At 66.9% G+C, this 21,433-nt stretch carries 21 protein-coding genes; 12 read left to right on the forward strand and 9 right to left on the reverse strand.

Annotated elements, in window-relative coordinates; translation table 11 throughout:
• Nucleotides 1–3 precede the first annotated feature (3 nt).
• On the forward strand, nucleotides 4–1,002 hold the full coding sequence (locus AB7P10_RS04325; RefSeq protein ID WP_428292617.1) for an aldo/keto reductase: 999 nt from the start codon (nucleotides 4–6) through the stop codon (nucleotides 1,000–1,002).
• A 12-nt stretch (nucleotides 1,003–1,014) separates the two neighbouring features.
• Here AB7P10_RS04325 and AB7P10_RS04330 read toward each other — a convergent pair whose 3' ends face one another.
• From AB7P10_RS04330 to uraD, 3 genes are read right to left on the reverse strand one after another with little or no spacing between them, the layout of a single operon-like run.
• Complete coding sequence (locus AB7P10_RS04330; protein WP_428292618.1) at nucleotides 1,015–1,383, reverse strand: hydroxyisourate hydrolase; 369 nt, start codon at nucleotides 1,381–1,383, stop codon at nucleotides 1,015–1,017.
• A 5-nt stretch (nucleotides 1,384–1,388) separates the two neighbouring features.
• Nucleotides 1,389–2,366, reverse strand: coding sequence for a Bug family tripartite tricarboxylate transporter substrate binding protein (locus AB7P10_RS04335; protein WP_428292619.1), 978 nt, complete (start codon nucleotides 2,364–2,366; stop codon nucleotides 1,389–1,391).
• Complete coding sequence (uraD, locus tag AB7P10_RS04340) at nucleotides 2,363–2,950, reverse strand: 2-oxo-4-hydroxy-4-carboxy-5-ureidoimidazoline decarboxylase (protein WP_428292620.1); 588 nt, start codon at nucleotides 2,948–2,950, stop codon at nucleotides 2,363–2,365. Before uraD ends, AB7P10_RS04335 begins: the two co-directional genes overlap by 4 nt.
• Nucleotides 2,951–3,028: 78 nt before the next feature.
• Between uraD and AB7P10_RS04345 the strand changes: the two genes are divergently transcribed.
• The 10 genes from AB7P10_RS04345 to AB7P10_RS04390 all read left to right on the forward strand — a co-directional run bounded on the left by AB7P10_RS04345 (nucleotide 3,029) and on the right by AB7P10_RS04390 (nucleotide 10,743).
• Nucleotides 3,029–4,000, forward strand: a complete 972-nt coding sequence (locus AB7P10_RS04345) for a LysR family transcriptional regulator (protein WP_428292621.1) — start codon at nucleotides 3,029–3,031, stop codon at nucleotides 3,998–4,000.
• Between the two features lie 69 nt (nucleotides 4,001–4,069).
• On the forward strand, nucleotides 4,070–4,540 hold the full coding sequence (locus AB7P10_RS04350; protein ID WP_428292622.1) for a Spy/CpxP family protein refolding chaperone: 471 nt from the start codon (nucleotides 4,070–4,072) through the stop codon (nucleotides 4,538–4,540).
• A 15-nt stretch (nucleotides 4,541–4,555) separates the two neighbouring features.
• Nucleotides 4,556–4,849, forward strand: coding sequence for a hypothetical protein (locus tag AB7P10_RS04355; RefSeq protein ID WP_428292623.1), 294 nt, complete (start codon nucleotides 4,556–4,558; stop codon nucleotides 4,847–4,849).
• A gap of 9 nt (nucleotides 4,850–4,858) precedes the next feature.
• Nucleotides 4,859–5,563, forward strand: a complete 705-nt coding sequence (locus AB7P10_RS04360; RefSeq protein ID WP_428292624.1) for a response regulator transcription factor — start codon at nucleotides 4,859–4,861, stop codon at nucleotides 5,561–5,563.
• Nucleotides 5,560–6,966, forward strand: a complete 1,407-nt coding sequence (locus AB7P10_RS04365) for a HAMP domain-containing sensor histidine kinase (RefSeq protein WP_428292625.1) — start codon at nucleotides 5,560–5,562, stop codon at nucleotides 6,964–6,966. The genes AB7P10_RS04360 and AB7P10_RS04365 overlap by 4 nt, the downstream gene beginning before the upstream one ends.
• Before the next feature lie 39 nt (nucleotides 6,967–7,005).
• A complete protein-coding gene (locus AB7P10_RS04370; RefSeq protein ID WP_428292626.1) occupies nucleotides 7,006–8,421 on the forward strand; it encodes a DEAD/DEAH box helicase family protein in 1,416 nt (471 codons plus the stop codon).
• A 76-nt stretch (nucleotides 8,422–8,497) separates the two neighbouring features.
• Entirely contained in the window at nucleotides 8,498–9,181 is a 684-nt protein-coding gene (locus AB7P10_RS04375; RefSeq protein ID WP_428292627.1) for a hypothetical protein, read from the forward strand.
• On the forward strand, nucleotides 9,174–9,857 hold the full coding sequence (locus AB7P10_RS04380) for a hypothetical protein (protein ID WP_428292628.1): 684 nt from the start codon (nucleotides 9,174–9,176) through the stop codon (nucleotides 9,855–9,857). The genes AB7P10_RS04375 and AB7P10_RS04380 overlap by 8 nt, the downstream gene beginning before the upstream one ends.
• Nucleotides 9,858–9,859: 2 nt before the next feature.
• Complete coding sequence (locus AB7P10_RS04385) at nucleotides 9,860–10,321, forward strand: N-6 DNA methylase (protein WP_428292629.1); 462 nt, start codon at nucleotides 9,860–9,862, stop codon at nucleotides 10,319–10,321.
• A 5-nt stretch (nucleotides 10,322–10,326) separates the two neighbouring features.
• Nucleotides 10,327–10,743, forward strand: a complete 417-nt coding sequence (locus tag AB7P10_RS04390; RefSeq protein WP_428292630.1) for a PPC domain-containing DNA-binding protein — start codon at nucleotides 10,327–10,329, stop codon at nucleotides 10,741–10,743.
• A 67-nt stretch (nucleotides 10,744–10,810) separates the two neighbouring features.
• Here AB7P10_RS04390 and rpoD read toward each other — a convergent pair whose 3' ends face one another.
• The 4 genes from rpoD to AB7P10_RS04410 all read right to left on the reverse strand — a co-directional run bounded on the left by rpoD (nucleotide 10,811) and on the right by AB7P10_RS04410 (nucleotide 18,125).
• On the reverse strand, nucleotides 10,811–13,129 hold the full coding sequence (rpoD, locus tag AB7P10_RS04395; protein ID WP_428292631.1) for an RNA polymerase sigma factor RpoD: 2,319 nt from the start codon (nucleotides 13,127–13,129) through the stop codon (nucleotides 10,811–10,813).
• 319 nt (nucleotides 13,130–13,448) lie between these two features.
• Nucleotides 13,449–15,410, reverse strand: a complete 1,962-nt coding sequence (gene dnaG, locus AB7P10_RS04400; protein ID WP_428292632.1) for a DNA primase — start codon at nucleotides 15,408–15,410, stop codon at nucleotides 13,449–13,451.
• A gap of 41 nt (nucleotides 15,411–15,451) precedes the next feature.
• On the reverse strand, nucleotides 15,452–17,245 hold the full coding sequence (locus tag AB7P10_RS04405) for a gamma-glutamyltransferase family protein (protein ID WP_428292633.1): 1,794 nt from the start codon (nucleotides 17,243–17,245) through the stop codon (nucleotides 15,452–15,454).
• A 121-nt stretch (nucleotides 17,246–17,366) separates the two neighbouring features.
• Nucleotides 17,367–18,125 carry a 3-hydroxyacyl-CoA dehydrogenase gene (locus tag AB7P10_RS04410; protein ID WP_428292634.1) on the reverse strand — a complete coding sequence of 253 codons (759 nt, stop codon included), beginning with the start codon at nucleotides 18,123–18,125 and terminating at the stop codon, nucleotides 17,367–17,369.
• 136 nt (nucleotides 18,126–18,261) lie between these two features.
• On the opposite strand from AB7P10_RS04410, the gene ppk2 reads away from it, so the two are divergent.
• Entirely contained in the window at nucleotides 18,262–19,170 is a 909-nt protein-coding gene (gene ppk2 / locus AB7P10_RS04415) for a polyphosphate kinase 2 (protein ID WP_428292635.1), read from the forward strand.
• Nucleotides 19,171–19,223: 53 nt separating this feature from the next.
• Here the strand turns inward: ppk2 and AB7P10_RS04420 are convergent, their stop codons facing one another.
• Together AB7P10_RS04420 and AB7P10_RS04425 are read right to left on the reverse strand one after the other, a co-directional pair.
• Nucleotides 19,224–20,279: an extracellular solute-binding protein gene (locus AB7P10_RS04420; RefSeq protein WP_428292636.1), complete on the reverse strand. Its 1,056-nt coding sequence runs from the start codon at nucleotides 20,277–20,279 to the stop codon at nucleotides 19,224–19,226.
• A 429-nt stretch (nucleotides 20,280–20,708) separates the two neighbouring features.
• Entirely contained in the window at nucleotides 20,709–21,251 is a 543-nt protein-coding gene (locus AB7P10_RS04425) for a phasin family protein (RefSeq protein ID WP_428292637.1), read from the reverse strand.
• Between the last annotated feature and the right edge of the window lie 182 nt (nucleotides 21,252–21,433).

Consider the following 21,433-nt stretch of genomic DNA (forward strand, 5'->3'; position numbering starts at 1 on the left):
GCCATGCAACAACGCCAGCTCGGCCCCTTCAGTGTCTCGGCCCTTGGCCTGGGCTGCATGAACATCTGCCACGCCTACGGCGCGCCGGTGTCGAAGGAGCAGGCCGAGCGGGTGCTGCTCACCGCGTTCGACGAAGGCGTGACGCATTTCGACACCGCGGCGCTCTACGGCTTTGGTGCCAGCGAAACCCATGTGGGCAACGTGCTCTCGAAGCACCGCCACCAGTTCACGCTGGCCAGCAAGGGCGGCATGGCCGGCGTGCAGTTCGACGACGGCGTCAAGCGCGTGATCGACGGCCGGCCCGAGGCGATCCGCCGCAACTGCGAGGACAGCCTGCGCCGGCTCAAGACGGACGTGATCGACCTGTACTACCTGCACCGCTGGGACAAGCAGGTACCGGTGGAAGACAGCGTGGGCGCCATGAGCGACCTGGTGCGCGCGGGCAAGGTGCGCACACTGGGTTTGTCCGAGGTCTCGGCCAGCACCCTGCGCAAGGCGCATGCGGTGCACCCGATCACCGCGGTGCAGACCGAGTACTCGCTCTGGACCCGCAACCCGGAGATCGCGGTGCTCGACACGTGTCGTGAGCTGGGCATCGCCTTCGTGGCCTTCAGCCCGGTGGCGCGCGGCTTCCTCTGCGGCGACGATCTCGACGTCAACGCCTTCGAGGCCAGGGACATCCGCCGCGCCATGCCGCGCTTCACGCCCGAGCACTTCGCGGCCAACCTCAAACTGCTGCCCCCGTACCGGGCGATTGCCGACCGGGTGGGCTGCACGCCCGCCCAGCTCGCGCTGGCCTGGCTGCTGCACCAGGGGCCGGACATCCTGCCAATACCCGGTACCGCGCGCGTGGAGCACCTGCGCGACAACCTGGCCGCGGTGGACGTGAAGCTCGACGCCGCCACGCTCGCCGAGCTGGACGCACTGATCAACCAGCGCACGGTGAGCGGCAATCGCTACAACGAACAGTCGAACCGCGAAGTCGATACGGAAACGTATTGAACGGCTGGCGCGTCAGGCGCCGCCGCGGAACAGCGAAAAGCCCCAGGCCGTGAACTTGAATGGCAGGTGGTAGTGCTGCGACACGTCGGCGATGTGGAAACGGTAGGGCACGGTTTCCAGGAACGCCGGATCGGGCACGGCCGTGCCCTGGCCGCGGTAGAAGTCGCCCACCTCGAAACGCACCTCGTAGCCACCGGCCGTGATGGCTTCGCCCATCAGCGCCGGGTGCTGCAGCACGCCGTTGGCACCCACGCGGCCTTCGGCCAGCACAGGCCCGGTCGGCTCGCCGTCCGGGCCCAGGCGCCTGAGCGAAACCTGCAGGCCTTCGGCGACGCGGCCGCTGGCCACGTCCACGCAATGAATGGAGAGTCCGCCGCTCATCGCGTTCAGTTCAAGCGTGCACCGGAGGCCTTCACCGCCGGAGCCCAGTCGCGCACCTGATCGGTGACGAACTGGGTGAACTGCGCCGCGCTCATGGGCATGGGGTCCACGCCGAGGTCGGACAGGCGTTTGGTGATGTCGGGCCGAGCCACCACCTCACTCACGGCCTTGTTGATTTTGTCGACCACCTCCGCCGGCGTGCCCGCGGGCGCGGACACACCCAGGAAGTTGTCGGCTACCAGTTTCGGGTAGCCCGCCTCGACGACGGAGGGCACGTCGGGCGACATCGACGCGCGGGTGCGCGAGGTCACCGCCAGACCCACCAGCTTGCCGTCCTTCATGTAGGGCACGTTCTGCGTCAGGGTGTCCACCGCGAACTGCAGCGTGCCGCCCAGCAGGTCGTTGTGCATGGGCGACGAACCCTTGTAGGGCACGTGCTCCATGTTCAGCTTGTACTGTTGCTTGAACATCTCGCCGACGATGTGACCGATCGAGCCCACGCCGCCCGAACCGTAGTTCACAGGTTTGGGTTGCGCGTTGATCCATTTCACGAGATCGGGCAGGGTGCGCGCCGGCACCGAGGGGTGCACCACGAACACATTGGGCACGGAGCCGATGTAGGCCACATGGCTGAAGCTCTTGACCGGGTCGTACGGCGCCTTGTCCATCATGAAGGGCGAGATGCTGATGGGCGCGGTGTTGGACAGCAGCAGCGTGTAGCCGTCCGGCGCGGCCCGGGCCACCTCGTTCGCGCCGATGGTGCTGCCCGCGCCCGGCTTGTTCTCCACGATCACCACCTGGCCCAGCTTTTCCTGCAGGCCGGGCTGCAGCAGCCGCGCCACGATGTCGGACGACCCCCCTGGCGCGAAGGTCACGACGATGCGGATGGGCTTCTGCGGCCAGCTCTGGGCGTGCAGCGCCGGCACGCTCAGGCCCAGCAGGGCGCTGACCAGCAAAAGGCGGCGGTGGGGCAGGTATTTCATGATGGGCTCTCCGATGGGGTTGATGTGGGCGTGTGGATGACGGGGGAAGGAACAGGGGTGACCGCTCTGGCGAGCCGACCGCGCATCACTTCGCAGACCTGCTGCAGGGCGGTGTGTAGCTCGGTGGCGTCGTCATGCGCCATGCGCTGCCCGGCGTGGTGGAACACCGATTCCAGGGACGTGTGCAACCGAAGCGCCACCACAAAGGGGTAGCCGAAGCGCTCCCGGTAGCGCTGGTTGATCGTGGCGATGCGCGCGACGGTGGGCGCGTCCAGCGCCAGCAGCCCCAGGCGGCCCTGTTCGCCCTGCGAGTCGGGCGTCATGCTGCCCTCGCGCGCCTCGCGACCCGCCAGCTCCGGGTGGCCGAGCAGCAGCGCCCGTTGCAGTGATGGGTCGGCGTTGTGGATCGCCTGCGAAAACGCCTGGTACAGCGCGTCCCAGTGCGCGAACGGCCGGGCCGACCACGCTGCCCGGGCCACCCAGGGCGCGTGCTCGACCACCGAGCCCAGGCGCGCGACAAAGCCGGCTTCGTCGAGTTCGGCCAGGGCGTCCCAGGGCAGGGGCTTGGTGGGGAAAGTGTTCATGCTGGCCGCAGTCTGAGCCGCCATTGCATTGCTGTCCATCGCATAATTCAATACGTTGCATTCCAATTTTCAGAACGCATGAACCCCACCAGCCACATGCTGCATCCCAAGGCTCTGCGCTACGTGGCGGCGGTCGCCCAGCTCGGCTCGGTGCAGGCCGCGGCGCGTGAGGTGTCCATTTCGGCCTCCGCCATCGACCGCCACATCCTGCTGCTGGAGGACGGCCTCGGCGTGCCCCTGTTCGAGCGCCTGCCGCGCGGCATGCAGCTCACCGCGGCGGGCGAGCTGCTGCTGGCGCTGGCACAACGCTGGAAGGCCGACCTCAACCGCACGCTCTCCGACATCAAGCACCTGCAGGGCGTGAGCCAGGGCCAGTTGCGGCTGGCCGCGATGGACAGCCACGTCAACGGTTTCCTGCCAGAGTTCGTGCTCGCGGTGGCGCGCGAGCACCCCGGCATCGTGCTCGAAGTGGACATCGTCAGCCCGGACGAGGCGGTGCACAAGCTGCGCGCGGGCGAGGTGGACCTGGCCGTGGCGTTCAACCTCAAGCCCGGGCGCGACCTGCACCTGGTGGCCAGCGCCGAGCTGCCCCTGGGCTGCGTGGTGGCCCCCGGGCACCCCCTGGCCGCGCAGGCCCAGGCCACGTTCAAGGACGTGGCCGCCTGGCCGCTCGCGGCACAAAGCCGCGCGCTGGCCATTCGCCGCTACCTTGAGCGGCGCCACAACTGGCTGCTGCAGGAAGCCCGCCCGCCGCTGGTGACCAACTCGCTGCAGCTGGTCAAGAGCCTGGTGCGCAGCGGCAGCCACGTGGCGCTGACGTCCGAACTCGATGCGGGCCCGGAGATCCTGGCCGGCCAGCTGTGCTTCGTGCCCTTGAAGGACAAGAGCGCCCAGCCGCAGACCGTGGGCGTGGCCATCAGCGCCGGCCGCGCGTTGCCGCACATCGCGCGCATGGTGGCCGCGCGCCTGGGGACTCACGTCAGCGACTACCTGGCCCGCGTGCGCGCTGTGGGCGCTGATACAAAGCGAAAAAAACCGAAACCGCGCTGAGACCCCTGCAGCGGCCCTCGGCGGCACCATGGCGTTCATGTTCAACAGTCCCATTGAAAGGACACCGTCATGAAACCCTGGATCAAGCGCTCGCTCATGGCTTTCACCGGCATCTCCATCGCCATCGGTGGCCTGGCCGCCTGCGGCTCGCGCGGCGACCATGCGCACCAACCCATGAGTGCCGAGCGCATGGCCGAGGTGCGCGGCAAGGTGATCAGCCGCGTCACCAGCAAGCTCGACCTCAACGCCGAACAGCAGCAAAAGCTCAACGTGCTGGCCGACAAGCTGCAGGCGCAGCGCACCGCGCTGATCGGCCAGACGACCAACCCCCGAGCCGAGATCAGCGCACTGGTGGCGGGCGAGAAGTTCGACCGCGCCCGTGCACTGAACCTGCTCGACGAGAAGACGCGCGTGGTGCAGGTGAGCAGCCCGGACGTGATCAACGCCCTGGCCGACTTCTACGACAGCCTGAACCCCACGCAACAGGCCGAGGTGCGCGAGCGCATGCAGAAGCGCAAGGGCTGGTTCTCGCGCGGTTGAGCGGGGGCCGGTTGCATGTCACCCGCGCTTGAACCGATCGCCCAGCGTCTGCGCGACCACGGCCGCGCGCTGCTGGCCGACGTGGACGACCCGCACGACGAGCTGCTGGCCCTGGTCTGGGGCCCGCGCTTCGACCGCGAGCACGCGCTGGGCCTGTGGGCCCGGCTCTCGCGCCGCCAGCCCGCCGAGGCGCTGCTCACGCTGCCGGCCATCCTCTCGGTGGCCGACCGCTTCGACGGCATGGACCGCGGTGGCCAGCAGCACCTGCGCCGCCTGATCGAGCGCCACCGTGCCCTGCGCGCGGTGTGACAATGCCGCATGCACCGCGTACTGCTCATTGACGACGACGAACAGCTCGGCACGCCGCTGGCGACGTACTTCCAGCGTTTCGAGCTCGAACTGACGCACGCGCTCAAGCCCAGCGAAGGCCTGGCGCGCCTGCGCAGTGGCCTGTTCGACGCGGCCATCCTCGACGTGATGCTGCCCGAGATGGACGGCTTCGAACTCTGCCGCACCATTCGCAAGGAAAGCGACATCCCCATCGTCATGCTCACCGCGCGCGGCGACGTGATGGACCGCGTGGTCGGCCTCGAACTGGGCGCCGACGCCTACCTGCCCAAGCCCTTCGAGCCGCGCGAACTGGTGGCGCACCTCCAGACCGTGCTGCGGCGGCGCAACGGCGGCAATGGGCCCGCCGCGCAAACCGGCGCAGCCGACCCCGACACCCTGGTGTTCGAGGGCCTCACCATCGACCCGACGCGCCGCAGCGTGCTGCGCAAGGGGGAAATGGTCGACCTCACCAGCACCGAATTCGACCTGCTGCACCTGCTCGCGCGCGAGAGCGGTCGCGTGTTCAGCCGCGACGACATCCTCAACCAGCTGCGTGGCCACGAGGCCGACCTGTACACCCGCGCGGTGGACATCGTGGTCAGCCGCCTGCGCAAGAAACTCGAACCGCTGGACTGCATCAAGACCCTGCGCAACGCCGGCTATGCGCTGGCGCTGCGCCGGCTCGGCCCATGAGCATGGCCCCCGCCCGCGCGCCCTGGTACCGCCGCGCGTTGCATGCGCTGCGCTGCTCGCTCAAGCTGCGCATGGTGCTGGTGTTTCTGCTGCTGGCCATGGCCATGTCCTTCACCTTCATCAGTGGGGCGCAGAAGGCGTTCTCGGTCGGCTGGCGCGAGGCGGCGCGCCCCCTGCTTATGGACTACGTGGACCGGCTGGCGGCCGAGGTGTCGGGCGGCGGTGGCGTGCCGAGCACCGAGCGCGCCCGGGCGATCACGCAGCGCCTGCCACTCACCATCGACATCACGGGCCCGCAGGTCAACTGGCGTTCGCACCCGGAGCAGGAACGTCCGCGCTGGCTGCGCGACCGGCCGCGGGGCTTCGGTCGCGAGGACGCTGGCGATGGCGATGGCGCCGGCTGGGGCGACGACCAGGACTGGCAGCAGCTGCTGCAGCGCACGACCGCCGACGGCCACCGCATCGAGTTCGGCCTGAACGAGGCCGCGTTCGAACGCCGCCCCAAGCTCATCGGCTACACCCTCACCGCGCTGCTGGTGCTCACGCTGCTGGCCTACCTGTATGTGCGCCGCCTGCTGCGCCCGCTGGACGACATCCGCCAGGGCGCACTGCGATTCGGCGCGGGCGAGTTCGGCCAGCCCATTCCCGTGCGCCACCCCAAAGGCCCTGACGAACTGGGCGAACTGGCCGCCACCATCAACACCATGGGCCAGGACATCCACCAGATGCTCGAAGCCCAGCGCGCGCTGCTGCTGGCCATCAGCCACGAACTGCGCAGCCCGCTCACCCGCGCGCGGCTCAACACCGAACTGCTGCCCGAGACCGAGGAGATCGCGCCGCAGCGCGAGGCCCTGCTGCGCGACCTGAGCGAAATGGCCCGCCTGATCAGCGACCTGCTGGAGAGCGAGCGCCTGGCCGGCCGCCACGCCGCACTGCACCGCGAACCCACCGACGCGGCCGCGCTGGCGCGCGAGGTGATCGACGAACTGGCCGCCACGCAGCCCGCAGCGCAGGGCATCGCGCTGCACGCGGCCAGCGGCCTGCCCGCCATCGCGCTCGACCGCATCCGCGTGCGCCTGCTGCTGCGCAACCTGCTGGGCAACGCCCTGCGGCACGGCGGTGGCGCGGCGCAGCCGGTGGAGCTGCATGTGCGCCCCTGGGCGGTGGGGCATGGCATTGAACTGGAGGTGCGCGACCACGGCCCCGGCGTGCCCGACGACCAGCTGCCCCACCTGGGCCAGCCATTCTTCCGCCCGGACACCGCGCGCACCCGCAGCGCCGGCGGCGTGGGCCTGGGCCTGTACCTGTGCCGGCTGGTGGCGCAGGCGCACGGGGGAACGTTTTCAGTGCGCAATGCGCGGCCGGGGCTGGCGGTGACGGTGGTGTTGCCGGGCGCCACCTAGAATGCAACAAGAGGAAACCAGGACCAAGACGCCCGACGCATGACCCCTGAGGCCCGCGCCCGCCAGACCATCGATGCGTTGCTGAATGCGGCGGGCTGGCACTTCTGCGATGTGGCCCACGCCAACCTGCGGGCTGGCACAGGTGTTGCCATACGCGAATTCCCGCTCAATGCCGGCCATGGCTTTGCAGACTACCTGCTCTACGTGAACGGCAAGGCCTGCGGCGTCATCGAGGCCAAGAAGGAAGGGTCCACCCTCAGCGGCGTCGAGGTGCAAAGCGCCCGCTACGCCCAGGGGCTGCCAGCCAGCCTGCCCGCGTGGCGCCGGCCACTGCCCTTCGTGTTCGAGTCCACCGGGGTGGAAACCCGTTTCACCAACGGGCTGGACCCCTTGCCCCGCGCCCGCCCGGTGTTCGCCTTCTTTCGACCTGAACTGCTGGTTCAGTGGTTGAGCTATTTGCCGGCTCCGGCGGGTTTCGCCGCGGGTGTCACCGACGTCACCGAAGCCCCGACCTTCCTGCGGCGCATGCAAAGCCGCCCACCGCTGGTCACCGAATGGGGGCAGGGCGGCGCCAGCTACAAGCTGTGGCCCGCGCAGATCGAGGCCGTGACCAACCTCGAAATAAGCCTGGCCGCCAACAAGCCACGCGCCCTCATCCAGATGGCCACCGGCAGCGGCAAAACCTTCACCGCCATCAGCGCCATCTACCGGCTCATCAAGTTCGGCGGCGCGCGGCGCGTGCTGTTTCTGGTGGACCGCGGCAACCTGGCGCGGCAGACCAAGAAGGAATTTGACGCCTACGCCAGCCCCCACAACGCCTACAAGTTTGGCGAGGAGTTTATCGTCCAGCACCTGCAGGGCGGGCACATCGACGGCAGCGCAAGGGTGGTCAAGGGCAAGAACGCGCTGGACTTCCATTTGTCGTTCTACCTGGGCTACCTGGCCGCCAAACACCCGGATGCCAACCTGGTGGTGGTGGCGAACGACAAGGGCTATGACTCGATGCTTGGTCACGCCAAGTTGCTGGAGTTCAGAGCAACGCGGTTGGGGTTCAAGGCCAGGAAGGCGCCAGTCGCCAGGAAGGCCGTGCCAGCGAAGAAGGCCAAGGCAGAGAAGGCCGCACCGGCCAAAAAAGTGGCGCCGCCGGCGAAGAAGGCTGTGGCCAAAAAGGTACCTACCAAGAAGCAGCCGGCCACGCAGGCGGTGTCCAAGAAAGCGGCGACCAAGCCAGCGATCCAGACAGCGCCCGCTCCAGCGGACAAGGCATTGGCGCGGGCCAAGTCGTCCTTGGCCAAGATGGGCAAGAACCGCCCGACCAAGCTCGCCTCGCTGCTGCGCCACCTGAAGTCCATCGTGGGGCAGGGCGCGACGGTCGAAGACGCGGACGCCCTGTCTCGCCGTCTGGAAGAGGCCGGGGTTGTCCAGGTGGTGGGCGATCTGGTGCTGTATCCCTGACGGCCAGCCGTGTCGACTTGCGGAAAGGTCGCCTGGTTGTTATATTCTGTATTCGCAAATCGCGAATATTGAACAAATGCAACTCAAGCCTCAAGACTTTCTCGTTGCCCTCAAGCTCGTGGCTTGGGGTGATCAGCGCTGGACGTATGCGCGCCTGGCGCAAGAGCTGGGGCTGAGCGCTTCGGAGGCCCATGCTTCGGTGAAGCGGGGATTGCTGTCAGGGTTGCTGCTGCAGAACCGCGCGTCAGCAGCTTCGAATGCGAGCGCAGCCAGCGCGGGAGCCCATGCGCTCCAGGAGCCGCAGGGTATTTATCGGGTCACGCGCAAGCGGGTGCGCCGCGGTGCTATTCCCTCGGAAGAGCTCGGGCCGCTCGACAACCCGGTGCGTGTACATGCCCAGGCGCTGGCGGAGTTCGCCTTGCACGGGGCCAAGTACGCGTTTCCCGGCGTGCGTCTTCCGCTGGCGGTGGGGGTGCCCACGAGCCACAGCGCACCCGCGTTTGCCGGGGTGTTTGCACCCGGCAGCACGGACTTTGTCTGGCCCCACCCGAACGGATCGGTGCGCGGCATGGGGGTGGAGCCGCTGCACCCTTCTGCGCCCTTTGCCGCCATGCAGGACGCGAAGCTGTACGACATGCTGGCGCTGTTCGATGCCCTGCGTGTGGGCAAGGCACGCGAGCGGAACATGGCCATGGAGCGGCTGCAGGCGCTCATTGACCCGAGTGCGCCCGCGCCGAGCAAGGAGTTGCCTCGTGGCTGATCCGAACCTCGCGCTGTTGATGGCCATGGCGCGGGCGATGGGCCCGCTGTGCGAGCAGGTGGTGTTCGTGGGCGGTTGCGCCACGGGGCTGCTGATCGACAGCCCGAGCTTGATGGACGTGAGGCCGACCGAAGACGTGGACGCCATTGTGGAAGTGGCGTCGCTGGCGGGCTACCACCAACTCGCCGACCAATTGGCGCAACGCGGCTTCAAGCAGACCATGGCGGACAACACGCCACCGTTTCGCTGGTTCTGGAACCGTCTGCAACTGGACCTGGTCCCGCTGGACGAAAAGGTGCTGGGTTTTGCCAACCCGTGGTACCGGGCGGGCTTTGAGTCCGCGGAGCAGACCACAGGCGAAGACGGCCTGATTCTGCGCCACCTTTCTGCGCCGTACTTCCTGGCCACCAAGTTCGAAGCCTTCCAGGATCGGGGGGGCAATGACGTGTTTGTGAGCCATGATCTGGAGGACATCATGACCGTGGTGGAGGGGCGTGCAGCCCTTGTGGAGGAGGTCAAGGCCGCGCCCGACAATGTGCGGGTGCATATCGCCCGGTCAGTGGCGAAAGTGCTGGCCTTGCCCGCCTTCACAAATGCCTTGCCCGGTCTCTTGAGTGACCCGGAACGCGAAGAGACTGTCATCGCGCGCCTGAGTCAGATTTCATTTTTTGCTTGAGCATGCGCTTGCCGACCGGCTTGTTCTATGCACAGGGCGTCAAAGCCAACGTTCTGTTCTTTGACAAGAAGCCGGCGAGCAAAACGCCGTGGACGAAAAGGCTGTGGATCTACGACCTGCGCACCAACCAGCATTTCACGCTCAAGACCAATCCACTTCAACGCGAGCACCTGGAAGAGTTTGTGGCGCTCTACAACCAGGCCAATAGAAACCAGCGCCAGGCCACCTGGAGTCCCGAGCAGCCCACAGGGCGTTGGCGCGACTACAGCTATGAAGACATCGTGGCTCGGGACAAGGCCAGTCTCGATATTTTCTGGCTCAAGGACGATTCGCTTGCGGACAGCGACAACCTGCCCGCACCCGATGTCATTGCCCAGGAAATTGTGGAAGACCTGCAAGCTGCGCTGGAGCAGTTCAAACTGATTGCAGGGGATCTGGGTGCCGATGTGGAAGAAACAGCTTGAGCCCCATGAACACCCTGCCCATCCGCCTCACCCCAGGCCAGGATCTGCGCGTAGCCCTGGAAGCGGTGGTGCGTGAGCGGGGCTGCCGGGCCGCGTTCGTGATCTCGGGCATCGGCGGCCTGGGTGATGCACGCATCCGCTTTGCCGGGGCGGACCAGGCGCAGACGCTCGGCGGCGACAGCGAGATCCTGAGTCTGTGTGGCACCGTTGGTGTGGACGAGGAAGGGCGCAGCCACTCGCACCTGCACATGTCGGTGTCCACGGCAACAGGGGCGGTGTTCGGCGGCCACGTTCTGCCCGGTTGCCGCGTGCGCACCACCGCCGAGGTGCTGCTGGGCTTGCTGCCGGGCTGGGCGTTCTCGCGCGAGGCGGACCCGGTGACCGGCTATGCGGAACTGGTGGTGCGGCCGCGCGCACCCTAGAGGCCGCGCGCAACGTCCCAGAAAAAAGGGGAGCCACTGGCTCCCCTTTTCATTTCAACGTCCGCGCTTAGAGCGTGTCGATGAAGCTGCGCAGCTTGTCCGAGCGGCTCGGGTGCTTGAGCTTGCGCACCGCCTTGCTTTCGATCTGGCGGATGCGTTCGCGCGTCACGTCGAACTGCTTGCCCACTTCTTCCAGCGTGTGGTCCGTGGACATCTCGATGCCGAAGCGCATGCGCAGCACCTTGGCTTCGCGTGGGGTGAGGCTGTCGAGGATTTCCTTGACCACTTCGCGCAGGCCGGCCTGCATCGCGGCTTCGATGGGCGCGGTGTTGGCCTGGTCCTCGATGAAGTCGCCCAGGTGCGAATCGTCGTCGTCGCCGATGGGGGTTTCCATCGAGATCGGCTCTTTCGCGATCTTCATGATCTTGCGGATCTTGTCCTCGGGCATCTCCATCTTTTCGGCCAGGATGGACGCGTCGGGTTCGAAGCCGAATTCCTGCAGGTGCTGGCGGCTGATGCGGTTCATCTTGTTGATGGTCTCGATCATGTGCACCGGGATGCGAATCGTGCGCGCCTGGTCGGCGATCGAGCGGGTGATGGCCTGGCGGATCCACCAGGTGGCGTAGGTCGAGAACTTGTAGCCGCGGCGGTATTCGAACTTGTCCACCGCCTTCATCAAGCCGATGTTGCCTTCCTGGATCAGGTCGAGGAACTGCAGGCCACGGTTGGTGTACTTCTTGGCAATGGAGATCACAAGGCGCAGGTTGGCCTCGATCATTTCCTTCTTGGCGTCGCGCGAGGTGGATTCGCCCTGGTTCATCCTCTTGTGGATGTCCTTGAGATGCGCCAGCGGCACGACCACGCTGCTCTGGATGTTGATCAGGCCCTGCTGCAGCTCCTGCACCGGCGGGATGTTGCGCTCAAGCACGACGCTCCAGGGCTTGCCGGCGGCGGCCTGCTTCTCGACCCACTTGAGGTTGAGCAGGTTGGGCGGAAAGTCCTTGATGAAGGTTTCCTGCGGCATGCCGCACTTGTCCACGATGATGCGGCGCAGTTCGCGTTCCTTCTTGCGCACGTCGTCGACCTGGCTGCGCATGGTGCCGCAGAGCTTCTCGATCGCCTTGGCGGTGAAGCGGATCGACATCAGCGTCTCGGTGATGGACTTCTGCGTCTTCAGGTAGGCCGGCGTGCCGTAGCCTTCCTTGTCGTAGGTCTTGTGCAGTTTCTCGAACAGCGCGCGCATGGCGTCGAAGCGGTCGAGCGCCTCGCGCTTGAGTTCTTCGAGCTTGCGGGTCAGCGCCTTGGAGCCGCCCTTGCCGTCGTCGTCGTCGGCCTCGTCGTAGTCGTCGAAGTCTTCCTCGGCCACGTAGTCGTCGGCCTCGTCGGCGTCGGCAAAGCCGTCCACCACGGTGGAGATGACGACCTTGCCTTCGCGGATGTCCTCGGCCATCACCAGGATCTCGGCGATGGTGGCGGGGCTTTCGCTGATGGCGGCCATCATGTCGTTGAGGCCGCCCTCGATGCGCTTGGCGATCTCGATTTCGCCTTCGCGCGTGAGCAGTTCGACCGTGCCCATTTCGCGCATGTACATGCGCACCGGGTCGGTGGTGCGGCCGAATTCGCTGTCCACGGTGGACAGGGCGGCTTCCGCTTCTTCCTCGGCTTCCTCTTCGGTGGCGGCGGTGGGGCCGGTGTTGTTGAGCAGCAGGGTTTCGGCGTCGGGCGTCTGTTCGTAGACGGCCACGCCCATGTCGTTGAGCAGCGAGACCACGACTTCCAGCGTTTCGGCCTCGACCAGCTTGTCGGGCAGGTGGTCGTTGATCTCGCCGTGCGTGAGGTAGCCGCGCGTCTTGCCCAGCTTGATCAGGGTCTTGAGGCGTTCGCGGCGGTTGCGCGCCTCCTCTTCGGACAGGACGGTTTCGTCCAGGCCGAATTCCTTCATCAGCGCGCGCTCTTTCGCCTTGCTGATCTTCATGCGCAGCGGCTTGACCTTCTCGGTCGCCTGCGCAGTGGTGTCGACCACCTCGGCTTCGGTGTCGCCGGCCAGGTCGTCTTCAATGTCGCTCAGGTCGGTGTCGTCCAGATCGGCGCTGGCCTTGCCCTTGGCCTTGGTGTCGGCCTTGGGCTTGCGGCCGCGCTTCGCGGCGGGCTTGTCGGCCGCGTCGGTCTTGGCCGGCGCAGCCTTCTTCTTGGCTGCGGGCACTTCAAGCAGTTCGGTTTCCGCCTTGGTGGCGGACTTCTTCGCGGGGGCGGCTTTGGCGGGGGTCTTCTGGGTCACTGCGGTGGCTTTCTTCGGGGGCGAAGCCGGGGAGGCGGCACGGGCGCTGGCCTTCGGAGCGGTCTTGGTGCGGGAGGCGGCAGGCGTACTGGATTTCTTCGCGGGCATGGGGACCTCAAAAAAATGTCGAACTGGAACCGGCAGAACACACAAAAACCGCCTGAAGGCCGCCGATGACGACCAACCCCGGTGATTTTGTTGGGCACAACGCCTGCCTTTCGCCGGAAAGGGCAGGCCTGCAAGCTGTCGGGGCGAACATTTGGTGTGCAGTCCTTGCGGGGTTCCGTCAGGACCGGGCGGGTCGCTGAGGTGGCCAGGAGGTTGTTCCATTCAGCCCCGATGCGTGGGGGCCGGGCCGGTGCCGGAGGTGCTGCTGTCGCGCTTGCGGTGCAAAGCCTTGGATTATACCGCTGGCGCGGCATTTCTGTCAGTTTGTGGCGCTGGCCGCGATGAGCGCCTGCAACTGCTCGCGCACGCGCCTGTAGTCGTCCATGGCGCCGCCGTCGCCGGCAGCGACGCGCTCGGCCAGCTGGCGAGCCTGTTCCTCCAGGCCGTCGCGGCGCAGCCGGTTCATCACGTCGGCCAGTTCGGAGAGTTCGGTGGCCGGGTCGGCGCCCAGCGTGACCAGCTCCGCCTGCGCGCAGGCAAAGGCTTCGTGCTCGTGCCCGCGCAGGGCTTCGCGCAGCGCGGCCCAGGGCTGATGGCCGTGTTCGTGCAACTGGGCCTCGAGCCAGCTGAACAGCGCCCCGTGCGGCGCATCCAGGTGGGCAAGCAGGGCGTGGTCGTCGGCCGAGAGGCTGTCCCAGGCCGGGGCGTTGGTGAGCAAGAGGCCTACTGCGCGGTCGGCCCGGCTGCCGCCGGTGCGGCGCGTGCCCAGCATGCGCGGCGGCGGTGGCGTGGTTTTGCGCCACTTGCCGTACCCCTTGTTGCCATGGCTGCCACCGTCGCCGCGGTAGCCACTGCCGCCATGCGCGCTGCCCGCCTGGGCGTAAGTGGCGCCACCGTCGTAACCCGGTTCGTGCGGCGCATGGGAGGACGCATGCCCTGCGGTGCGCGGCGCGCGCGCATCACCACCCGCCTGTTGCCAGAGCTGCAGAAGGTCTGTGCTGCCAATCCCGATGCCACTGGAGAGTTCGCCGATGAGCTGGCGCTTGAGGGCCCCGTCCGGCAGCGCGCTCCACAGCGGGCGCGCCTGGCTGGCCATGCGCGCGCGACCTTCCGCCGTGGAGAGGTCGCAGTCGGCACTGGCGGCCTCGACCAGGAAGCGCGAGAGCGGTGTGGCCTCCTTCACGCACTGTGCAAAGGCGGCTTCGCCATGGGCGCGGATGTAGCTGTCGGGGTCGTGTTCGGCCGGCAGGAAGAGGAACTTCACATTGCGCGTGTCGGTGGCCAGGGGCAGGGCGGCGTCCAGTGCCTTGCGCGCCGCGCGCCGCCCGGCGCCGTCGCCATCGAAGCTGAAGACCACGCTGTCGGTGAAGCGGAACAGCTTCTGCACATGCTCGGGCGTGCAGGCCGTGCCCAGCGTGGCCACGGCGTTGGCAAAGCCGAGCTGGGCGAGCGCGACGACGTCCATATAGCCTTCGGTGACCAGTGCGTAGCCGGCAACGCGGATCGCGGTGCGGGCCTCGAAGAGGCCGTAGAGCTCACGGCCCTTGCTGAACACGGGGGTTTCGGGCGAGTTGAGGTACTTGGGTTCGCCCTTGTCGAGCACGCGCCCGCCAAAGCCGATGCACTCGCCCTTGACGTTGCGGATCGGGAACATGATGCGGTCGCGAAACCGGTCATACCGTTTTGCCTGGCCGTCGGCGCCTTTTTCGTCCTCGTGTTCGATCACCATGCCCGACTCGACCAGCAGCGGTTCCTGGTAGTCGGGGAACACGCTGGCCAGCGCACGCCAGCCCTCGGGTGCGTAGCCCAGGCCGAAGGTCTTGGCGATCTGCCCCGAAAGACCCCGACCCTTGAGGTAGTCCACCGCGCGTGGCGAAACCTTGAGCTGCTTCGCATAGGCCTGCGCGGCCTTCTCCAGCACCTCCGTCAGCGTGGCCTGCTTCTGGCGCTGCTGCGCGGCGCGCTCGCGGTCCTGCGGCGAAGCCTCGTCTTCGGGCATCTGCATGCCGGCCTGCTGGGCCAGGTCTTTCACCGCCTCGATGAAGCTCATGCCGGCGTGTTCCATCAGGAAACCGATGGCGTTGCCGTTGGCCCCGCAGCCGAAGCAGTGGTAGAACTGTTTCGTGGGACTGACGCTGAACGATGGCGACTTTTCTCCGTGGAACGGGCACAGCCCCATCAGGTTGGCGCCACCTTTCTTGAGCTGCACATAGCGGCCCACCACGTCGACCACGTCCACGCGGTTGAGCAGTTCCTGGATGAAGGTCTGGGGGATGGCCACCGGGGTATTCTGACCGATGGCCCCGGCGCGCGGACGGCGGCTCAGTCGCCCGCGACGATGCCTTCGCGGCGCGGATCGGCCCCGCCCAGCCAGGTGCGCTGCTCACCCTGGCGGCCGCGCAAGAGCGCCTGCAAGCCGCTGGGCAGGGCGGTTTCCACGACCGTGTGTCCGCGCTCGCGCAGGGTCTGCACCGTGCTGGTCAGGAAACGCTGCTGCTCCAGCAGCAACGGTCCGCCCAGGGTGCCGAAGTTGGGCAGGTCGATGGCGGCCTGCGGCGTCAAACCCCAGTGCAGTGCCCCGTGCAGTGTCTTGGCGGTGAAGTGGATGATGAGCGCCCCGCCGGGGCTCCCGGTGCTCATGATCACCTCGCCGCTGGCCGGGTCGAGCACCAGCGTGGGCGACATCGACGAGCGCGGTCGCTTGCCGGGCTCGACCCGGTTGGCGATGGCGCGGCCTTGCGCGTCGCGCGGCGCAAAGCTGAAGTCGGTGAGTTCGTTGTTGAGCAGGAAGCCGCCCGGGCGCTTCGGGTCGGTCGTGACCATCAGGCGCGCGCCGAAGGCGGCTTCGATGGTGGTGGTCATGGCCAGCGCGTTGCCGAAGGCGTCGACGATGCTGATGTGGCTCGTGCCGTGTTCGGGCTGTTCCGGCATGGCCGCCCAGGCTGTTTGTGCACCGCCGGGCCGGCCCGCTGGCGCCTGCGGCATGCGCGCGGTGGTGATCAGGCGCGCGCGCTCGTCCAGGTAGCGTGCGTCGAGCAGGCTGTCCCAGCGGCCGGCGGGCGGGTTCACGAAGTCGGGATCGGCCAGGTAGAGGGCACGGTCTGCGAAGGCCAGCCGCGAGGCCTCGGCGTAGCTGTGCAGCCAGTCGGCCGTGGGCAGCCCGTTGGCCAGCGGCGCGGCGCCCTGCGGCGTGCGCGCCAACAGCCCCAGGAGCTGCCCGATGGCAATGGCGCCGGAGCTCGGCGGTGGAAATCCACACACGCGCAGCGCCTTGAGGGCCGTGGCGAGGTCGTGACAGAGGGCCTCGCGCTCGCGTGGGGCGTAGCGCCTGAGGTCGTCCAGTCCCAGCGTGCCCGGCAGGCTGGGGTGCCGGGCCACCTTGTCGACCATGGCGCGCGCCACGGGTCCTTCGTAGAAGGCCTTCTGCCCGTCTGCGGCGATGCCGCGCAGCACCTGGGCCAGTTCGGGGTTGCGCAGGCGGTGGCCCACTGGGTGGGGCTGGCCATCGGGCCTGTAGAAATAGGCAGCGGCCACGGGGTCCTGGCGCAGGGCTGTCTCGGCCCGCAACAGCGTGTGCAGGCGGGGGCTGACGGCAAAGCCCTGTTCGGCCAGGGAGATGGCCGGCTCGAACAACCGGGCCCAGGGCAGCTTGCCGTGTTGCCGATGGGCCGCTGCGAGCATGGCCACCGTGCCCGGCGTGCCCACCGAGCGGCCGCTGGCCACCGCCGTGTCGAAGGGCAGGGGCTTGCCGGTTGCATCGAGAAACAGCGACTCGCTAACCGCGGCGGGCGCGGTCTCGCGGCCATCGAAGGCCTGCAGGCGCTGGCCGTCGTGGTGCAGCAGGAAGGCGCCGCCCCCGATGCCGCTGGACTGCGGCTCGACCAGGGTGAGCACCATCTGGACCGTGATCGCCGCATCCACCGCGCTGCCCCCGGCGCGCAGGATCTGAGCGCCGGCCTCGGTGGCCAGTGGGTTGGCCGCGGCGACGGCCTGGCGCTGGAAGCTCCAGCCCGGTTTGGCGGCGAGGCCGGACGCACCTTCGGGCTGCTGCACCGAGGGCGGTGCAGCGCAGGCGGCCAGCAGTGCCAGTGCGGCGACAGATGCGAGACGCTTCATTGATGTCCCTTCCAGTCCAAGCGGGGAAGCCCTGCCAGAACACCTCGCAACCGGTGCTGCCGGGCCTCAGGTGTTGCCCCTTGAGGGGTGACACGCCGCAGGCGCGCGGCGCGGGCTGAGCTTACTTCGGTGCCAGCCGGATCGCACCGTCAAGGCGAATCACCTCGCCGTTGAGCATGTCGTTTTCGATGATGTGTTTCGCCAGTTTGGCGTAGTCGTCGGGCGTGCCCAGGCGGCTGGGGAAGGGCACGCCGGCGGCCAGCGCGTCCTGCACCTCCTTGGGCATGCCGAACAGCATGGGGGTGCCGAAGATGCCGGGGGCGATGGTCATGTTGCGGATGCCGTTGCGCGCCAGGTCGCGCGCGATCGGCAGCGTCATGCCGACGATGCCGCCCTTGGACGCGCTGTAGGCGGCCTGGCCGATCTGACCGTCATAAGCCGCCACGCTGGCGGTGGAGATCAGCACGCCGCGCTCGCCGGTGGCTTCTGGCTCGTTTTTGCACATGGCTTCGGCGGCCAGGCGGATCATGTTGAAGCTGCCGACCAGGTTGACCATGATGGTCTTGGTGTAGACGCCCAGGTTGTGCGCGCCGTTCTTGCCCACGGTCTTCTCGGCCGGCGCGATGCCGGCGCAGTTGATCAGGCCCATGAGCTTGCCCATCGACACCGCCTTGGCCACCACGGCCTGGCCATCGGCCTCGCTGCTCACATCGCATTTCACGAAAGCACCGCCGATCGCCTTCGATACAGCCTCGCCCTTGTCCGCCTGCATGTCGGCAATGACGACCTTCCCGCCGTTGGCCGCCAGCATGCGCGCCGTGCCTTCGCCCAGCCCCGACGCGCCGCCGGTGACGATGAAAACCTTGCCCTGGATGTCCATGGTGTGTGCTCCTGTGGAGGTTGATGTGACGTTGACGTAAACGTCAATTGACCAGTGATTATGCGACATGGCGGTGTCACGCCGTTGTCATGGATGCGGCCTAGCCTGAATGCTTTGCCTCATTCACGGAGTCCCCATGTTCGACAGCCACGACGAGCTGATGCGCCGCATCCACACCGACCTCATGGACGGCTACGACGAAGAACTGGAGATGGAGTTCGAGGACCGGCATCTGGATGCGCTGGGCGGTGTGGACAACGACGCGCAGCAGAAGGCCGCGCGCCGCACCTACTTCCGCGAACTGTTCCGCCTGCAGGCCGAACTGGTCAAGCTGCAGGACTGGGTCGTGGCCACCGGGCACAAGGTGGTGATTGTTTTCGAGGGCCGCGACGCGGCCGGCAAGGGCGGGGCGATCAAGCGCATCACCCAGCGCCTGAACCCGCGCGTGTGCCGTGTGGCCGCGCTGCCCGCGCCCAACGACCGTGAGCGCACGCAGTGGTACTTCCAGCGGTATGCCGCGCACCTGCCGGCGGCCGGCGAGATGGTGCTGTTCGACCGCAGCTGGTACAACCGCGCGGGCGTCGAACGCGTCATGGGCTTCTGCACCGACGAGCAGTACGAGGAGTTCTTCCGCTCGGTGCCCGAGTTCGAGAAGATGCTGGTGCGCTCGGGCATCCAGCTCATCAAGTACTGGTTCTCGATCTCCGACGAAGAGCAGCACCTGCGCTTCCTGGGGCGTATCCACGATCCGCTCAAGCAGTGGAAGCTCAGCCCCATGGACCTGGAGAGCCGCCGCCGCTGGGAGCTGTACACCCAGGCCAAGGAGGTGATGCTGGAGCGCACCCACATCCCCGAGTCGCCCTGGTGGGTGGTGCAGGCGGACGACAAGAAGAAGGCGCGCCTGAACTGCATCCACCATCTGCTGCAGCAGATGCCCTACGGCGAGGTGGAGCGTCCCACGATCACGCTGCCCGAGCGCGTGCGCCACGAAGGCTACCGCCGCCACCAGGTGCCCGGCGAGATCTACGTGCCGCAGGTGTACTGAAGGACCGCCCCCTTGAGGGGGTGACGCGCCGCAGGCGCGGCGCGGTGGAGGGGCTACTTGTACCCGACGCGGTCCAGCATTTGCTGGACCTTGGTCATGTTCCTGGCCACCGCGCCCAGCGGGACGGTCTCTGCCTTGAAGTTGTCGCCACCCATGGCCTTGATCGCGGGATTGTCGACTTTCACGCCCTTGGCCGCCGGGAATTCGTTGTTGCCGTTGGCGAAGTAGTCCTGCGCGAACGGACTGGCCAGGAACTCCATGAACTGGATGGCGTTGTCGCGGTTCTTGGCGTGTTTGGCCACAGCGGCGCCGGCGATGTTCACGTGCGTGCCGCTGGTGCCCTGGTTGGGGAACATCACGCGCACCTTTTCCATCACGGCACGGTCTTCAGGCTTGGAGGACTTGATCAACCGTGCCACATAGTAGGAATTGGTCAGCGCCACGCCACACTCGCCCGAGGCGACAGCCTTGATCTGGTCGGTGTCGCCGCCCTTGGGCGCACGGGCCATGTTGTCCACCAGGCCCTTGAGCCAGGCCTCGCCTTTCTGGTCACCCAGGCGCTCGACCACCGTGGAGAACAGCGACAGGTTGTAGGGGTGGGAGCCCGTTCGCGTGCAGACCATGCCTTTGAGTTTCGGGTCGGCCAGTTGCTCGTAGGTGGCCACCTCGGCGGGCTTCACGCGCATCGGGTCGTACACGATCACGCGGGCGCGTGTCGAAAAGCCGGTCCAGGTCACGCCGTCGGCGCTGGCGTCGGCGCGCAGGTTGGCGGGAATGGCTGCATCCAGCTTGGCCGACTTGATGGGCTGGAACAGCCCCTGGCTGTCGGCCGAAGCCATCCGGGCGGCGTCCACCAGCATGATCACGTCGGCGGGGGAGGCCGCTCCCTCGGCACGCAGCCGCGCAATGATGCCGGCATCGTCCGCGTCGACGCGGTTGATCTTGATGCCCGTGGTCCGGGTGAAGGCTTCGTACATCGCCTCGTCGGTCTGGTAATGGCGCGCCGAATAGAGGTTGAGCACCTTGTCCTGGGCGTGAGCGGTGGTTTGCGCGCCCAGTGCAGCGACCAGGGCCGAGGCCGCCAGGGTGAACTTGAAGCTGTTGTGCATGTGAAGATCTTTCGGTAGGTGGAAAGCGCTGATCGCGTGAGGGGATGTTGCCGACGGCACTCTGCGTTGCCGATAGGGAAACAGCCGGATGATGCTAGCACAAACACGAATCGTTCTTAATAGGTTTTGCGCGATTGTCTCAGGCCTTGTGCGCGGGGAGATGGGTGCTGCGAGGTGCGGAATTGCCTCTGTCTCCGTTCGGGCTGGCCGCGATTTCGCAAGGGCATAAAAAAAGCCCTCACCTTGCAGTGAGGGCTTAAGGGGTCCGATGAAATCGAATTTCGAAAAGGACCCGAGGAGACAACCAGAAAAACAGACTTGAGATTCAAGCGCTGCCTTGATGGGGGTCAGCGCGACGTGACTTGATACTAGTGTGGCCCATTCGACGTGTGTCAAGCGGGCCGATCAACGGCACGATCGCGGTGCTGTTCAGCGCTTCTTGGCGGCGGCCTTCGTGGCGCTCACGGCGGAGGACGTCACGGTGTTGAAGTTGGACTCGGCCATTTCGGTGGCTTGCTTGACGGCCTTCTGCACCGACTCCATGGCATTGTTGGCGGCGGAAACGGCGCTCTTCATCACGGCCACGGCGGTTTCGGAACCGGCGGGAGCGTTCTTGGCGGCGTTGTCCACGACAGCCAGGAATTTCTTCTGGGTGTCGCTGGCTTGTGCTTCAGCGGCCTTGCCGAATTCGGCACCGGTGCCGGAGGCGATGTCGTACAGGTGGCGGCTGTAGGCCACGGTCTTCTCGGCCAGGGGCTGCATCAGGTTGGCTTGCAGGGCCAGCAGTTCCTGGGCGTCTTTCACGCTCATCAGGGCCTGGGCGCTGTTGGCGGACTCGGACAGGGCAGCCTTGGTGGCTTGCACGTTCAGGTCCACCAGCTTTTCCACGCCTTCGAAGGCTTTCTGGGTCAGACCGAAGATGGTCTCGATGTTGGCTTTCTGGGCGGCAATCATTTGTTCGGCGGTCAACATGTTCAAACTCCTAAACTTGTAAAAAAACAGGGCTTAGTTGAAGGCTGCTGAGAACACCGCGCTGTCTGGACGCTGTTGTTTTCGTTCGCTTTGCTGCGCTGCAACATGACCCGAATTATAGGGATAACCCAGGGCTGCGCAAGCGTTTTTTGCTGCGATGCAGCATTCTAGGGGGCTGGTTC

Origin of the sequence: Hydrogenophaga sp., assembly GCF_050182545.1 — a bacterium.
Taxonomy (GTDB): domain Bacteria; phylum Pseudomonadota; class Gammaproteobacteria; order Burkholderiales; family Burkholderiaceae_C; genus Hydrogenophaga.

What these genes read in the sequence shown, in the direction of transcription:
- AB7P10_RS04370 (WP_428292626.1), top strand. Translation starts at nt 7,006, where the DNA reads ATGACCCCTGAGGCCCGCGCCCGCCAGACCATCGATGCGTTGCTGAAT.
- AB7P10_RS04390 (WP_428292630.1), top strand. Translation starts at nt 10,327, where the DNA reads ATGAACACCCTGCCCATCCGCCTCACCCCAGGCCAGGATCTGCGCGTA.
- AB7P10_RS04360 (WP_428292624.1), top strand. Translation starts at nt 4,859, where the DNA reads ATGCACCGCGTACTGCTCATTGACGACGACGAACAGCTCGGCACGCCG.
- rpoD (WP_428292631.1), bottom strand. Translation starts at nt 13,129, where the DNA reads ATGCCCGCGAAGAAATCCAGTACGCCTGCCGCCTCCCGCACCAAGACC.
- AB7P10_RS04420 (WP_428292636.1), bottom strand. Translation starts at nt 20,279, where the DNA reads ATGCACAACAGCTTCAAGTTCACCCTGGCGGCCTCGGCCCTGGTCGCT.
- AB7P10_RS04325 (WP_428292617.1), top strand. Translation starts at nt 4, where the DNA reads ATGCAACAACGCCAGCTCGGCCCCTTCAGTGTCTCGGCCCTTGGCCTG.
- AB7P10_RS04410 (WP_428292634.1), bottom strand. Translation starts at nt 18,125, where the DNA reads ATGGACATCCAGGGCAAGGTTTTCATCGTCACCGGCGGCGCGTCGGGG.
- AB7P10_RS04365 (WP_428292625.1), top strand. Translation starts at nt 5,560, where the DNA reads ATGAGCATGGCCCCCGCCCGCGCGCCCTGGTACCGCCGCGCGTTGCAT.
- AB7P10_RS04350 (WP_428292622.1), top strand. Translation starts at nt 4,070, where the DNA reads ATGAAACCCTGGATCAAGCGCTCGCTCATGGCTTTCACCGGCATCTCC.
- AB7P10_RS04345 (WP_428292621.1), top strand. Translation starts at nt 3,029, where the DNA reads ATGAACCCCACCAGCCACATGCTGCATCCCAAGGCTCTGCGCTACGTG.
- ppk2 (WP_428292635.1), top strand. Translation starts at nt 18,262, where the DNA reads ATGTTCGACAGCCACGACGAGCTGATGCGCCGCATCCACACCGACCTC.
- AB7P10_RS04405 (WP_428292633.1), bottom strand. Translation starts at nt 17,245, where the DNA reads ATGAAGCGTCTCGCATCTGTCGCCGCACTGGCACTGCTGGCCGCCTGC.
- AB7P10_RS04385 (WP_428292629.1), top strand. Translation starts at nt 9,860, where the DNA reads ATGCGCTTGCCGACCGGCTTGTTCTATGCACAGGGCGTCAAAGCCAAC.
- AB7P10_RS04375 (WP_428292627.1), top strand. Translation starts at nt 8,498, where the DNA reads ATGCAACTCAAGCCTCAAGACTTTCTCGTTGCCCTCAAGCTCGTGGCT.
- AB7P10_RS04335 (WP_428292619.1), bottom strand. Translation starts at nt 2,366, where the DNA reads ATGAAATACCTGCCCCACCGCCGCCTTTTGCTGGTCAGCGCCCTGCTG.
- uraD (WP_428292620.1), bottom strand. Translation starts at nt 2,950, where the DNA reads ATGAACACTTTCCCCACCAAGCCCCTGCCCTGGGACGCCCTGGCCGAA.
- AB7P10_RS04425 (WP_428292637.1), bottom strand. Translation starts at nt 21,251, where the DNA reads ATGTTGACCGCCGAACAAATGATTGCCGCCCAGAAAGCCAACATCGAG.
- AB7P10_RS04330 (WP_428292618.1), bottom strand. Translation starts at nt 1,383, where the DNA reads ATGAGCGGCGGACTCTCCATTCATTGCGTGGACGTGGCCAGCGGCCGC.
- AB7P10_RS04355 (WP_428292623.1), top strand. Translation starts at nt 4,556, where the DNA reads ATGTCACCCGCGCTTGAACCGATCGCCCAGCGTCTGCGCGACCACGGC.